Annotated in this window: 17 protein-coding genes; 9 read left to right on the top strand and 8 right to left on the bottom strand. The window is 46.5% G+C overall.

Annotation, left to right across the window (positions count from 1 at the left end):
• Positions 1–14 precede the first annotated feature (14 nt).
• Positions 15–770 carry a GNAT family N-acetyltransferase gene (locus P8596_RS14980; RefSeq protein ID WP_279724234.1) on the top strand — a complete coding sequence of 252 codons (756 nt, stop codon included), beginning with the start codon at positions 15–17 and terminating at the stop codon, positions 768–770.
• A gap of 49 nt (positions 771–819) precedes the next feature.
• Here P8596_RS14980 and namA read toward each other — a convergent pair whose 3' ends face one another.
• From namA to proC, 3 genes are all read right to left on the bottom strand, one after another.
• Positions 820–1,839 carry an NADPH dehydrogenase NamA gene (gene namA / locus P8596_RS14975; protein WP_254651788.1) on the bottom strand — a complete coding sequence of 340 codons (1,020 nt, stop codon included), beginning with the start codon at positions 1,837–1,839 and terminating at the stop codon, positions 820–822.
• A 96-nt stretch (positions 1,840–1,935) separates the two neighbouring features.
• On the bottom strand, positions 1,936–3,087 hold the full coding sequence (locus P8596_RS14970) for a glycosyltransferase (protein ID WP_279724233.1): 1,152 nt from the start codon (positions 3,085–3,087) through the stop codon (positions 1,936–1,938).
• A gap of 75 nt (positions 3,088–3,162) precedes the next feature.
• Positions 3,163–3,981: a pyrroline-5-carboxylate reductase gene (gene proC / locus P8596_RS14965; protein WP_279724232.1), complete on the bottom strand. Its 819-nt coding sequence runs from the start codon at positions 3,979–3,981 to the stop codon at positions 3,163–3,165.
• 507 nt (positions 3,982–4,488) lie between these two features.
• Between proC and P8596_RS14960 the strand changes: the two genes are divergently transcribed.
• The 7 genes from P8596_RS14960 to P8596_RS14930 all read left to right on the top strand — a co-directional run bounded on the left by P8596_RS14960 (position 4,489) and on the right by P8596_RS14930 (position 10,765).
• Positions 4,489–5,448, top strand: a complete 960-nt coding sequence (locus P8596_RS14960; RefSeq protein ID WP_224519571.1) for an MBL fold metallo-hydrolase — start codon at positions 4,489–4,491, stop codon at positions 5,446–5,448.
• Positions 5,449–5,463: 15 nt separating this feature from the next.
• Positions 5,464–6,258, top strand: a complete 795-nt coding sequence (locus P8596_RS14955; protein WP_224519572.1) for an SDR family NAD(P)-dependent oxidoreductase — start codon at positions 5,464–5,466, stop codon at positions 6,256–6,258.
• 49 nt (positions 6,259–6,307) lie between these two features.
• Positions 6,308–6,829, top strand: a complete 522-nt coding sequence (locus P8596_RS14950; RefSeq protein WP_224519573.1) for a DUF3221 domain-containing protein — start codon at positions 6,308–6,310, stop codon at positions 6,827–6,829.
• A 168-nt stretch (positions 6,830–6,997) separates the two neighbouring features.
• The gene (locus P8596_RS14945; RefSeq protein WP_034760584.1) at positions 6,998–7,849 is read left to right on the top strand and encodes a GRP family sugar transporter; all 852 of its coding nucleotides are present in this window, start codon (positions 6,998–7,000) and stop codon (positions 7,847–7,849) included.
• Positions 7,850–7,862: 13 nt separating this feature from the next.
• Entirely contained in the window at positions 7,863–8,648 is a 786-nt protein-coding gene (locus P8596_RS14940) for a glucose-1-dehydrogenase (RefSeq protein ID WP_224519574.1), read from the top strand.
• A 499-nt stretch (positions 8,649–9,147) separates the two neighbouring features.
• Positions 9,148–10,410 (top strand): Y-family DNA polymerase, encoded by a 1,263-nt coding sequence (locus P8596_RS14935; RefSeq protein WP_279724231.1) that lies wholly within the window; start codon positions 9,148–9,150, stop codon positions 10,408–10,410.
• Between the two features lie 22 nt (positions 10,411–10,432).
• On the top strand, positions 10,433–10,765 hold the full coding sequence (locus P8596_RS14930) for a YolD-like family protein (protein ID WP_034758153.1): 333 nt from the start codon (positions 10,433–10,435) through the stop codon (positions 10,763–10,765).
• A gap of 52 nt (positions 10,766–10,817) precedes the next feature.
• Here P8596_RS14930 and P8596_RS14925 read toward each other — a convergent pair whose 3' ends face one another.
• Positions 10,818–11,033 carry a CDGSH iron-sulfur domain-containing protein gene (locus P8596_RS14925; protein WP_034758155.1) on the bottom strand — a complete coding sequence of 72 codons (216 nt, stop codon included), beginning with the start codon at positions 11,031–11,033 and terminating at the stop codon, positions 10,818–10,820.
• Positions 11,034–11,163: 130 nt separating this feature from the next.
• Between P8596_RS14925 and P8596_RS14920 the strand changes: the two genes are divergently transcribed.
• Positions 11,164–11,496, top strand: coding sequence for an iron-sulfur cluster biosynthesis family protein (locus tag P8596_RS14920; RefSeq protein ID WP_034758157.1), 333 nt, complete (start codon positions 11,164–11,166; stop codon positions 11,494–11,496).
• A 39-nt stretch (positions 11,497–11,535) separates the two neighbouring features.
• Here P8596_RS14920 and P8596_RS14915 read toward each other — a convergent pair whose 3' ends face one another.
• From P8596_RS14915 to P8596_RS14900, 4 genes are all read right to left on the bottom strand, one after another.
• The gene (locus P8596_RS14915) at positions 11,536–11,964 is read right to left on the bottom strand and encodes a hypothetical protein (protein WP_224519577.1); all 429 of its coding nucleotides are present in this window, start codon (positions 11,962–11,964) and stop codon (positions 11,536–11,538) included.
• A gap of 83 nt (positions 11,965–12,047) precedes the next feature.
• Positions 12,048–12,944, bottom strand: coding sequence for an aminoglycoside phosphotransferase family protein (locus P8596_RS14910; protein WP_224519578.1), 897 nt, complete (start codon positions 12,942–12,944; stop codon positions 12,048–12,050).
• Positions 12,941–13,867: an alpha/beta hydrolase gene (locus P8596_RS14905; protein WP_279724230.1), complete on the bottom strand. Its 927-nt coding sequence runs from the start codon at positions 13,865–13,867 to the stop codon at positions 12,941–12,943. Before P8596_RS14905 ends, P8596_RS14910 begins: the two co-directional genes overlap by 4 nt.
• A gap of 130 nt (positions 13,868–13,997) precedes the next feature.
• Positions 13,998–14,126 carry a hypothetical protein gene (locus P8596_RS14900; protein WP_279724229.1) on the bottom strand — a complete coding sequence of 43 codons (129 nt, stop codon included), beginning with the start codon at positions 14,124–14,126 and terminating at the stop codon, positions 13,998–14,000.
• Positions 14,127–14,163: the final 37 nt, after the last annotated feature.

Genomic DNA, 14,163 nt, shown 5'->3' with positions numbered 1-14,163 from the left:
AAAGGGGAATCGAGATGAATTCATTTACATTTGAACATATTTATTATCCTGGTCACGTTATAGCCGAAAACGCTCTTTATCTACATATTCATTATCCGGAAATGCTGACGCGGTATGATAGTAACTTTCTTGCATTTAAGAAACAGCCGACTCTTGAAGAATTTATAGAAGCCGCCCGTTTCTTACGGGAATTCCATCAGGCAAAAGGCCAGAAGCATGTAAAGTTCCTTCTTCCTCAAGATCACAAACCTTCAGAAGAACTGATGGACTATTGTAAACTAGAGGGATATGACGTCGGATTCAATGAACTTTATTCCATTGCACCACATCAATTCCCATCGATGGAAGTGAATCCTGATATAGAAGTCAAGGAAGTGGGCAAGGAAGAACTCCAGGATTATCTTTCTTTTCAGTATGAGCAGGATATGGACTATGGTCCGGATTTTGCGGACCAAAAGGTGGATATGCATAAACGGAATTTTGAAAATCCCCGTATCATGCAGCTTTTGGCTTTCTATAAAGGGACGCCGGCCGGATCCGTGGATGTGATCATCGAAGAAGATTCAGCGGAAATAGACGGTTTGATGGTTCACGAATCGTTTCAAAAGAAGGGGATCGGAAGCAGGCTGCAGCGGTATGTCATGGAACGGTTCCCTGACACGTTTATCATCCTGGTTGCGGACGGGGAAGATACGCCAAGACTGATGTACCAAAAGCAGAATTACCGTTGTCTAGGGTTCAGATATGAAGTGCAGAAGGTGTATGAATAAATAAAACAAGAGGGTGGACTTCTGGTCCACCCTCTTGTTTGCGTATTTTTCATTTCCAGCCGCGCTCATACTGTTTAGGTGCTTCGATTTCAACACCGAGCTCTTTGGCCGCCGTTCTCGGCCAGTAAGGGTCCCGAAGCAATTCCCGTGCAAGGAGGATGACGTCCGCCCGTTCATTTTGCAGGATTTCTTCCGCCTGGATGCCTGTTGTAATCAGTCCAACCGCACCCGTGTCAATGTCGGCCCCGTTCTTGATGGTCTCGGCAAGCTTCACCTGATAGCCGGGGAATACCGGGATCCGTGCCGGTACCAGGGCGCCTGAGCTGACATCGATCAAATCGACGCCTTGCTCTTTCATCCATTGTGCAAATACCACGTAGTCCTCGACGTCCAGGCCTTCGTCGTTATAGTCTTTGGCAGAAACCCTCACAAGCAGCGGTCCGTCCCATACTTGTTGAATACCGTCAATGATTTCACGGAGGAAACGGTAGCGGTTTTCTGCCGATCCCCCGTATTCATCTGTTCGTTTATTGGACAGGGGAGAGAGGAACTCGTTGATGAGATATCCGTGGGCTCCGTGAATTTCAATCACATCAAAGCCCGCTTTCTTCGCTCTTTCGGCCCCTTTGATGAATGCGGTGACGGTTTCTTTCACATCATCCGCTGTCATTTCAACAGGCGTTTTCATTTCATCATTAAATGGAAGGGCTGATGGAGCAAGGATATCTCCTTCGAGTACCGCTTTTCTTCCGGCATGGGCAAGCTGGATGCCGGTCTTTGCCCCCTGCTCTTTCATCAGATCCACCAACTCTTTTAAGCCCTCAACCTGTTCGTCATTCCAGATCCCCAAATCCTGTGGGGAGATCCTTCCCTGTGGTGTAACCGCTGTCGCTTCCAGAATTATGAGTCCGACTCCGCCGACAGCACGGCTCGTATAGTGGGTGCGATGCCAGTTTTCGACTTTTCCATCTTCATGGTGGGATGAGTACATGCACATGGGTGCCATGACGATTCGATTCTTCAATTCAACATTTTTAAGTTTATATGGTTCGAATAGCTTTGCGTTCATTTCCAATCACCTTTCCATGAGGAATTTATTTCGGGTTTCTAACAGTAATTCATCATGAGTATACCAACATCACTTTTGACGGAAAAGGAATGTGCTCTATTTTCTTTTCTTCCTCAGATCCTTCAATGGATAAACCGTCCCGCGCCATTCGACCCCGCCTCTTCTAAACGTCAGGAACGTCGCCCGGGAGATGGAATAGATGAATAACAAGGCTGTGACGGGCAGGGAGAGGATGAGAAGGGCAGACTCATTCGTCATCTCCTTTATGACTTTGAAATAGGTGATGGAAATCAACAAAATGATCAACATGCTTACGGTCCGGATCAGGGCGTCCCCGGCAAAGATCGTGAAGAAAGGAAGGACCGTGGAGCAGAACACACCCGTCATGGCAAATAGGACAAGAAGGATGGAGTAATGGAGCCCGGCAAATGTGTTCTTCTCAAGGCCATGAAAGGCTCCTTTCAAGGAGTGATACCACTCCACCTCCAGCGAGTGAAGGGCAGTGAGGAACGCCTGGGTCTTCCCGCCTTTTTTGATATGGATCCCAAGCTGCAGATCGTCATCCGGCATGTGCTTGATCTTTTCATGTGTACCGATTTCCTCATAAGCAGAACGTGTGATCAGATTGAATGCGCCGATTCCGAGGCCCGTCCCCGATGAAGGGTCATTCGCTTTCCATGGCCGTTTATAAAAAGAGAAACCGAATAAAAAGAACACAACAAAGCTTTTTAACCAGTATGTCTTTGATTTAATGTTGGGGGCGAGGGTGAGATGATCGAGCTTCTGAGATTGAAAGACCGCGACAGCCCTTGACAGGGTGGAAGGGTCTTTATACAGGACATCTGCATCCGTGAACAGGATGAGTTCCCCTTCCGAGATGAGGTATCCTTTAAATAATGCCTGATTCTTTCCGAGCCATCCTTTTTCAAGTGTATCGATATGGAGGACGCGGATCCGGCTGTCCATTTCCGCCAATGCTTCAAGTTTATCCGGTGTACGGTCCGTTGAACGGTCATTGACGAGAATCCATTCAATCCGTTTATAGTCCTGCTTGAGTTGAGATAGAATGCTGTCTGTAATCGTTTCTTCTTCATTCCTGGCAGGCACGATGATGGAGAGAAGCGGGCCGCTTGCCTTGCCCGGCAATCCTTCTAGGGGAGAAAGTGTACCCAACCCCCTCCACACCTCCACGGCGAGAACGATCCAGACGACCAGGACTGCAGAAAGTAAAATGAGGAGTAGATTCATCTGTGTCGACCTTCTTTTTTGCTTTGATTGTATCACTGAAACGGGATCTCCCGCGAATCATGATCGGCTGTAGGCTTATTTTTTCAAAGAATTCTCCTTTAATTCATGACCGAGTGTTTGAGAGCGGTTATTCGCGGAAGAAATGCACTGGAAAAAGGCATCCCTGACTTTGTGGTCTTCAAGCGCAGCGATTCCCGCTTCGGTCGTTCCACCTGCACTGGTCACATTCCTTCTTAATTCCCGGGCTTCCAATCCGGATTCAGAAAGCATGGCGCTTGCCCCGGCGATCGTCTGGGTGACAAGGCTTTCAGCGAGCTCATCTTCCAGTCCCAATTCTACTGCAGCATGTTTCAGTATTTCGGCTACGTAATAGATATAAGCCGGCCCGCTCCCTGAAAGAGCCGTGATCAGATCCAATTTCTCTTCTTTTACCTCCGCAGCTATGCCGACAGACTGAAATAGTGTTTTCGTCCATTCCTTCTGGGAGGGTGAGAGATATTGATTGAAAGCCACCGCCGTTGCCGACTTCCCCATGGCTGCACTGGTATTCGGCATAGCTCTCGCGATGGCTCCCTTAAAGTCCAGCCTGCCGCTTATATGCTCCATGGTGATGCCTGCCAGTACAGAGATGATCAGCGTATTCCCGGAAAGGTAGGGTCTGACAGAATCTGCTGCTTCATGGAAGTCCTTTGGTTTCATGGCGAGGATGATGACATCATAGTGTGACGCCCGGTTCACCTTCCGGATACAGAATTCTTGCGTGATTTCATTTAAACGCTCCTGATTGGCACGATTGGTTACATATACTTCTTCGCTATTCAATACTCCCGCTTTCAATGCACCGCTCATTAAAGCATGAGCCATCGATCCTGCTCCGATAAATAATGTCTTCATTCGCTCATTCCCCCTTCTGTTTTGAAAAAAAACAGACCCTTTCATCCATAAAGGACGAAAGGGTCTCTTCCGTGGTACCACCTTGTTTTGTCCATTTTCTAAGAAGAAGATGAACACACTCCATTTCCATTAACGCTGGACGACGTTCTGCTTTAAGACGCTCAAAAGGCAGGTTCACAAATAGAGAGGACGACGGTGCCTTTCAGCCGGTGGGCCCCGATCTCTGACATCATCTATTCATTACTAATCTTTCTCATCGCTTTATTCTATATCAATATGTAATGGGTGATGAATGGAATAAATCTATATTATAGGTGATTATCGTAGAAATACAGCTTATCTGTCAAGGGGTTATTTTTAGTATATTCACACTTTTTAAAAATGACATCATGCTGAAAAAAATGTACACTAGGTAATGAAGGGTCATTCATTTTCTGGAAATGAGTGACAGAACGGGAAGGTACCGTATTGGCTGTACCTTTTTATTATGAAGAATGTGGTGAAACTATGACAACTTTAGTGAATGATATCGCAAAAATCACACTCTCCACTCCTTTTGCCGTGGGAGATGTGAATGTTTATTTAGTCAAGGGGGATGCCTTGACATTGGTGGATGCTGGCCCTCTTACAGATACGGCCTGGATGCAGCTGACTGAGCAATTGTCCCTTTTAGGGTACACACCTGAGGATATCGAACAAATCGTTTTGACGCATCATCATCCTGATCATGCAGGTCTGCTTGATCGGTTCTCATCCGACGTCACGGTATATGGTCACAAGTATAATCGATTCTGGCTCAAGCGTGATGAGCACTTTCATGAAGAGTATGACCGTTTCTTCACGGAGCTTGCCATGGAATCAGGGCTCCCTGAAGAATATCTCCCGGCCATCCCCAAGTTCAAGAGTCCATTGAAATTCATGGGGGATCGAAAGCTGGACGTGGCGATAGCAGAAGGAGATAGCATTCCTGGAATGGGAGGGTGGTCGGTCATTGAAACCCTTGGTCATGCCCAGAGTCACTTATCCTTTTATAGGGAACGTGATGGCGTTCTGATAGCGGGCGACCATATACTCGCCACTATTTCTCCTAATCCCCTCATCGAACCGCCATTTGAAGGGGAGTTGGAGCGTACAAAGCCACTGCTGCAGTATAATGCTTCTCTGAAAAAACTTTTCGATTTTCCGATTTCCCTCGCCTACACAGGACATGGTGACGACGTATGGGATGTTCATGGGTTGATTCCGAGGAGATTAGGGAAACAGGAAGAAAGAGCAAGAGATGTATTCGACATGATCAAAGGAAACCGCGTGACCGTATTTGAGATATGCAAGAGGTTATTTCCCTCCGTGTATCGAAAGGAGCTCGGTTTGACATTGTCCGAGACCATCGGGCAATTGGATTACTTGGAATCCAATCAATTTATACGGAAAGAAAAGCATGAAGGAATCTATTATTATTTTGCTTAGGAAGATGTGACTGACATGAACAGTAAAATCAATGGAAAAACGATTATCATTACCGGTGCCTCGGGAGGAATCGGGGAGCAAATGGCCATAAAAGTTGCGGAAAATGGCGGGAATCTTGCATTGATCGCACGCCGTGTCCACCTGCTCCAGGCATTGAAGGAAAAGCTGACAACAACATTCAACTGCAAGGTGGAAGTATATCCTTTAAACGTCACGGATTATGATCAGATCCCCCTTGTTTTCACTGCCATCCGGAAGGACTTTGGATCCATCCATGCCCTGATCAATAACGCAGGATATGGAATCTTCCAGGAAGCACACGAAACCTCCTTCCAAGATGTAAAAGGGATGATGGATGTGAATGTTCTTGGTCTGATGGCATGTACAGGGGAAGTCCTTCCTTACATGCGTGAACAGGGGTTTGGCCACATCATCAATATCGCTTCTCAGGCAGGGAAGTTTGCCACTCCGAAATCAAGTGCCTATTCCGCTTCCAAGCATGCTGTCCTAGGATATACGAACAGTGTCAGGATGGAAGCGAAAAGATACGGCGTGAAGGTGACGGCGGTGAATCCCGGACCAATCGCCACCAACTTCTTCTCCATTGCCGATGAAACCGGCACGTATGTGAAGAATGTGGAGAAGTTCATGCTTGATCCTGCATTTGTCGCTGGGAAAGTAGTGGATTCACTATTTACCAATAAAAGAGAAATCAACCTGCCGCGATGGATGAATATAGGGAGCAAGTTCTATCAATTATTCCCATCTTTTGTCGAAAAAGTAGGAAATAACCTTTTTTTCAAAAAATAGTGAAACCAAACAGTGCCATCAATCGTCTAATATAATAAGGGGGGAGTCTATGAAGAAATGTTTGACTGTTATGATCCTTTTTTCCTGTATACTGTTCACCGGATGCGGGCCATCAGCATCTGTCAATTCTCAGGCCAGCACAGATTTCATAGGCTTTGTCACCCAATTGGAAAACAATCAAGTGCTGATCAATGACGTTTGGTTTTCTTTCGATCAACAAACTGTCATGTTGACAGATCAAGATAAAAAGCTTCATAAAGAAGATATAGAGATGGGCAAAAAAGTGAATGTGACCTTTAATGGGGAGATGCAGGAATCCTATCCCAGAAGGGCTTCGGCGGATCAACTGGTGTTTCTGACAGATAAAGAGAGTAAGACCGAAGAGACTGTTGTGAAATTAGTCATGAGTGATCCCCGGTTCTCACAGGTAGTCATCCAATCCATCGAAAAAAACCCCACCGGTCTCTACTCGTTACGATTCAAAGACCTTTCCCTCGACCGTGATGTCCATGTCATGGTGAATGTCGAGAATGAAAGGGTCATTGTCCCGATACATACTTCTACCAAATAACAAAGAAGAAAGCGTCGATTACACCTCGACGCTTTCTTTTTTTTGAGGTTACACCTTAGGGAAGAAGGGTATGCAAGAGAGAGTGGGAAATATTTTGCGTTAAACGGGTAGAATTTTTGTTTCAGAGGAAAACTATGATTATTGTCGGAAAAAGGATGTGGGTGTATGATAGGGATTCTTTTAGCCCTGATCCCCGCGGTCGCGTGGGGAAGTCTTGTGTTTGTAAGTGTAAAACTTGGAGGGAATGCCTACAGTCAAACAGTTGGGATCACGGTTGGTTCACTGTTGTTTGCGATTGGCGTCTTCTTCATCAAGTCCCCTGAGTTAACATTATTTGTGTGGGGCATCGGGTTTATTTCCGGCGTCTTCTGGGCTGTCGGGCAAGTGAACCAGCTTGCCAGTGTTAAATTCATCGGCGTTTCGAAAACCGTCCCGATTTCAACGGGAATGCAGCTGATCGGAACGACGCTCTTTGGTGTTCTGGTATTTAAAGAATGGAAAACGACTGAAACGATCCTCCTTGGAAGCGGGGCGGTTCTGGCTCTGATCATCGGTGTCGTCCTCACCTCATTCACACAGAAGTCCGAAGGGGATGAAGGCTCTCAGTTGAAAAAAGGTCTGTTAACCCTGCTCCTTTCCAGTTGTGGATACATAGCCTATGTTGTCATATTAAGATGGTTTGATATTGACGGATGGCAAGCGATTTTACCACAGGCAATCGGTATGTTCATCGGAGCCGTTGTCATCACATTCAGGCATAAGCCATTTAACAAATATACGGTTCGAAATATTTTAACCGGACTTATGTGGGCATCCGGGAATCTCGGATTGCTCCTTGCCCTGCCCCGGATCGGTGTGGCGACAAGCTTCTCCCTGTCCCAAACGGGAATCGTCATTTCCACTCTCGGTGGTTTGTTCTTCTTAGGGGAAAAGAAATCGAAAAAGCAGATCCTCCTCGTCATTGCAGGGTGTGTCCTGATCATCATTGGCGGGGTTCTATTGGGCTTTACGAAAGATTAAGGAGGAATAGGACATGTATACAGATTTAACGGATAAGGTTGTCATCATAACGGGTGCCGCTACTGGTATAGGAAAGGCGATTGCTAAACGCTTTGCCTCTGAAGGCAGTAAGGTGGTCATTAATTATTTCAAAGAAGAAGAAAACCCTGAAGGACTTGTAAAGGAAATCGAAGAAGCAGGTGGGACAGCCTCCATCATCCAAGGGGATGTGTCAAAAGAAGAGGATGTCCAGGGGTTTGTCCGATTTGCTCATGACACGTATGGCCGTCTGGATATCTACGTGAACAATGCGGGAATCGAAAATGAAGTTCCGTCTGAAAATCTGCCGATTGAAGATTGGCAAAGGGTCATCAACACGAACTTGACAGGTACATTCCTAGGTTGCCGTGAAGCGGCGAAATACATGCTCGAGCATGGCATCAAGGGATCGATCATCAATGTATCGTCTGTCCATGAAATCATCCCGTGGCCTCACTTCGCTCATTATGCAGCCAGTAAAGGTGGGGTGAAACTGCTGATGGAAAGCCTGGCGCTGGAGTTTGCACCAGATGGGATACGGGTGAACAATATTGCTCCAGGGGCCATTGATACACCCATCAATGCCGAGAAATTTTCCGATCCGGAAAAGAAAAAAGGAGTGGAGAAGCTCATTCCCCTCGGCTACATCGGAGAACCTGAACAGGTCGCTTCCTGCGCTGTTTTCCTAGCCTCCAATCAGGCAAGCTACGTCACGGGTACAACGCTCATCGCGGATGGGGGTATGACGAAATACCCAGGATTCCAAGCTGGAAAAGGTTGATGAATGAGAAGGTAAGTCCAAAATCACAAAAATGATTTTGGACTTATTTTTTTGTTCTGATCCTTGTGTATGCCAGACTTTGTGTCAATCATTTTATGCTTGTCGCCCCATGGCATGCCCCTCCGCTTTTCTATTTGGCCAGCTCCGGCGGCTAGAGGCTCGAGGTCATAAGTCAAACATACCAAAAAGGTAAATGGCGCCTTTCCGGTATGTTCATCTTATGCTTTTCGCCTCTGTCCAAGCCGCCTTCGCTTTTCTTTGTCCAGCTCCAGGGCTTAGAGGCTCGAGGTCATAAGTCAAACCTGCCAAAAAGGCAAAGAACGCCTTTCCGGCAGGTTCGTCTTATGCTTGTCGCCTCTGGGCAAAGCCCTTCCGCTTTTCTTATTATTCTCTCTGTTTCCAGTAATTTAAGTTGAAAGGGAACGTATATTCGGTTAGAATCATAACTATACTATATAAGAACGTTTGTTCTATTTTAGGTAAGATGGAGGATGAGGATATGACTGTCGATTACAGTGTGCTGCCACACCACAAGATTTTGTGCATCGATATGAAGAGCTTTTATGCTAGCTGTTCGGCTGTCATGGAGGGGTTGGATCCCCTTGAATGTCACTTGGCTGTAGTGGGGGATAAAAGTCGGCAGGGAAGCATCGTACTGGCGGCCTCACCCAGGATGAAGAGGGACTTTGGAATCAAAACGGGTTCGAGGATGTTTGAAATTCCAAGCGACCCGAGAATCCAGCTTGTAGAGCCGAAGATGGCGACGTATGTCCGGATCTCCACGGAGCTGACCCGCCTGTTTCATCGTTATGTTCCAAAGGATGCCATCCACACGTACAGTGTGGACGAAAGCTTCATTAAGATTGATGGGGCGACGGGCCTCTGGGGGGACGCGGCCACCATCGCCGGCAAAATCAAAGACGATATGGAAAGGGAATTCCAGCTTCCGTGTGCCATCGGAATCGGCCCCAATATGCTCTTGTCCAAGCTGTGCCTGGATCTTGAAGCAAAGAAAGAGGGAATTGCCGAGTGGACCTATGAAGACGTCCCGGAAAAGCTGTGGCCGCTCTCTCCGCTCCGTGAAATGTGGGGGATTGGAGGACGCCTAGAGAAGACCCTCAATCGCATGGGCATCTTCTCTATCGGGCAATTGGCGAAGTATGATTTGGAGAAGCTGGAGGCGAAGCTCGGTGTGATGGGGAACCAGCTTTATTATCATGCATGGGGGGTGGACCTGTCCGAAATAGGGGCACCGATCATGGATGGGCAGGTCAGCTTCGGCAAGGGTCAGATCCTGCTGCGGGATTATAAGGAGAGAAAGGAAATCAAACGCGTCATTTTAGAAATGTGCGAAGAGGTCGCAAGGCGTGCCCGGACCCATCGCAAGGCCGGGCGGACCGTGAGCTTCGGAATCGGCTACAGCCACGAGGAGTTCGGAGGGGGATTCCACAGGTCACGGACGATAGAGGAACCGACCAATATCACCATGGATCTGTACCGGGTGTGCCTGGAACTATTCGAAGAGAACTATAATGGGAAAACCGTACGGAAAATCAATATCGCCCTTTCGAATATTGTAGAGGATGGAGCGCTGCAGGTTTCCCTGTTCGAACCTGACCGCTGGGAAAAACGGGAGCTCGGGTATGTAGTGGATCACATCCGGAATAAATATGGTTCCGGGGCCCTGCTTCGCGCCGTCTCCTACACAGAAGCCGGGACGGCAAGGCATCGTGCCCGTCTGCTCGGCGGACATAAATCATAACGAATGACAGGAGGTGAGAGAGTTGATTCGGGATCGAGGTAGAATCAAGTGGACCTCCATGATGCTCCCCGAGCACGTGAAGCTCCTGAGGGATTGGGCAAAGGAAGATACACACGAAAAGAGGATCGAACTTGATGAGCAGGAGCTCGACAGGATGAATGAAGTTGTCGCAGAGGCGATGGAGTTTGATAAAATGGTGTCGATTACCCACTATGTGAAGCACCGTCATCAATTATCGATCGGAACCGTTCATCATGTCGACCCATTGGAAGGGAAGCTGCACGTCGTAGACAAGTTTGAAGACGTACACTATATTCCACTGGCAAGCGTGGTGGACATTCGTTTTTTTGACTGATCTCCAAATGAAAAAAAGAGACTTCGGGTGAAGTCTCTCTTTTTCATTCCATTTACTCTTCGTCCAATACCTTTTCTGCACGTACACATGATTCAAATTTCCCTTTGTGAGAAGCGTCGCAAAACGGCATGTTGGTTGATAGACCGCAGCGGCACAGAGTAAACACTTGTTTCGTTGGAAATACATTTCCGTCAGCATCAATCAGTTCCACATCGCCGCTTACGCGAAACGAACCGTTATCATTCACTTTAATTTGAGCTTTTGTCATGAAAACCCACCCTTTCTAGAAAATACAAAAGAATCCCCACTATCGATAGTAAGATGAAAAGAGTAAAAAAGCAATATTCTAAAAGGAACAAATGAAATGTGGTAGGATAAAGGACAGAGGAGGTCATCGAATGAAAATCCAACTAACGAACGAAGCAACCCAAAAGATCCAGGATAAAATAGAAAACAAACAAGGTCACCTGAAACTCAAATACGATACAGAAGGCTGTGGCTGTGTGGTGAGCGGCATTCCTACCCTGTGGTTTGTCCATCACCCGGTTGAAGGTGAAGATATCAAGATCGACACGAACAGTCATTCAATTCTCGTAGAAAAATCAAAGATGGTCTTTCTGGATGAAGAGCTGAAAATCGATTTTTCTTCCCAAAGCAATACATTCCAATTAAAAAGCCCCGCTCAGATCATCAATGGGAGAATGAACTTTTTGATGTACCCTGAGGAATAGAATACAAAAGCTCCGGTGCATGCCGGAGCTTTTGTGTTCTTAAAACCAATAATACGCACAAAATATAACCATGAAGCCGAAAACAGAAAAAAGGAGAGTCCCTGTAAAAAACGGGGAGCGGACCGGGATGAAAATCCGTATCGGAGAAGAGAGCCCGAATTTTTTCAAAAACAACAAGTCTGTATTCATGTTGAAATGAGCATGGTAGGGGATCACCCAGATGACAAATAGAAAGACGGTGCAAGAAATGAACAGTGCATCCAAAAAAGCCAGGTGGAAAAAGAAATAGACAGAAAAAAGAAAAAGAATTTCAATGAAAAGGGTAAGGGAGAAGAAGAAAAGCTGCTGACGAAAGGCGGTTAATTTGACAACGAAATAGTCCTCAAATCTTCCCCACAAAGAAGCGAAGAGGGCGATAAGCGCGATCCCTCCAAAAATATTCCCGAAGGCCAATGCAATCTCTCTCATATAATCCACCCCATGTAAAAAACTAGTTATATAAATATTAACATATAATCCCAATTTACTGGGTGGTTAAGGAAGATTATCCATTACTCCGCCAAGAGCTCTTCAAACATCCCCGCCAAAGAAACCCCGGTTTTCCATCCATCAAGTCCACCTTCTACAGACCAGGACGCAGACAGAATGGAATGACAAAATCCATACTGAAGCAACCGCTCATAAGAGAGGGAAAGGAGGGAAGCGATTGTCTCTGTCCTATATCGGAGCAGCTCTAACGGCGCATCCCATTTCTCCCACTCATTCAACATGAACTGAATGCAGTCATATTCCCTCTCGCCGATCAGCCCTTTGGGATCGATGGCAGTCCAGCCGGAAGAATCGGAGTAGAGAATGTTTCCGTGATGAAGATCACCGTGAAGAAGATAGAGATCTGTGGAAGAACTCAGCAATTCCGGATAAAGGGTTTCAGCTTTAGCGACGAGCTCCTGAGGGATGGGGCCGGTTCCCCCGTTAAATCGTTCCCGTAGCCTTCCGATTCCCTTTGACCAGGATTCAACCGTAGGGTAGGGGTGGGTGCTGACAGGTTTATGCCAAAGTCGTTTGGCGGTATGGGAGAAGACAGAAAGGACCTCTGTTTCATCTTCAATCGAGAGAAGGGAAGATCCCGGCATGAGACGGTCTAACAGGATCCAGCCTTCTTCCTTACTGTAGTCGAGCATTTTCACCATTCCCTTTCCTTGAAAATCCTGAAGGGCATGAAACTCATTGGAGAAATCATTGTTCGGATACCCGATCTTTAAAACGGCTCGCTCCTGCAGGATCTGGACCGGAATCACGAAGTTATAGCTTAGAGAAAAAGGCTCACCGTAGGTTAACTGGAATCGGTCTTTTAATGACTCCATGAGATCTTCCGTATCCGTAATCCAATCATCCCCCGCATCCCCATACATCGTTTGCATTTTTAACCTGAAATCCGTTGGAATCATGAGACGACATCCTTTCCCTTTAAAACAAATTGCTCCAGGAACCGTTGGATCAATTCCTCGTATTCTTCCGGGTTATCATTATACGACTGGGCATGGGTACCGGTGAAATCAAGGAAAAGCTCCTTTGGACCCTGCTTCTTCTCAAATAGATCCTTTGTCATTTGAGGAAGGATGAAATCATCGTTCTTGCTGTGAATGAATAATACGGGTTTTTGAATGTTTTGGACAACCGAAATTGGTGATAAATCCTTTAATGTATAGCCTTGTCGCAGTTTCAGGGTACCGTCCACGAGGGGGAGGAGGAATTTTGCAGGCATCTTCACTTCTGCACTCATCCGGTAAGCAAGCTGTTCACCAAAGTCGGAGAAGGGACAATCGGCAATATAAAAATCAGCCCGATCTTCCACGCTGCCGGCATAAAGAAGCAAAGTCGCTGCCCCCATGGATTCTCCGTGGATTCCAAAGAATACATCGTCCCCTTCCCGGCGGATCAGCTCGTCCACGACCGCCTTCAGGTCATATTTCTCAAAATATCCATAGCTCGTTGTCTTCCCCCCTGATTCCCCATGACGCCTGTGGTCATAAATGACGGCATTGAACCCCTGTTTGATGAAAAGATTCATGTACTTGATGGAATTCCACTTGTTTTCCGTCACTCCATGGGAAAAGATCATAAATTTATTATGAGAGTGGGGCTTCACGAATACCGCTTTAATATCATAACCGTACTGAGAAGAAATCAGGACCTCTTCTTTAGGAAGGGAGTCATACTCTTCTTCGATCAGCCGGGTCGATTCGGTTTCACGCGCCCTGATGAAGTCGTCCCCCTTTTTCGGTAAATACATAAATCGATTCGTAATATAAACCCCAAGCAGCCCGATAGAGGACAGGGTGCCGCCGAGGATGGCCCATTTTTTTCGCATATGTCATCACCTCATAGGAATATCGTATATTCTTATTGTAGCAAATAAAGGAAATAAGCGGAATTTTGAGAATGAAAAAAAGTGCCTCGGGAAGAGACACTCTTTTTTTAATCCATGTGTAGTTGAGGACTTATGATTTAGCATTTTGTCCTTTAGTTGGATGAATGGCTTTATCCAGTTCTTCTTTCGCCATGGTGTTTGAAACCGTATCTGAATTCGGTTTCCCTTTTTGACTGAATCCTTTATCGCGTTGGCTCATGTGAATCATCTCCTTAGAGGTTATCACCATTAGAATG

Source organism: Rossellomorea sp. DA94 (assembly GCF_029834455.1).
GTDB classification, from domain to species: domain Bacteria; phylum Bacillota; class Bacilli; order Bacillales; family Bacillaceae_B; genus Rossellomorea; species Rossellomorea vietnamensis.
The sequence above is the reverse complement of the archived record's forward strand: the minus strand, read 5'-3'. Positions and strand labels throughout refer to the sequence as shown.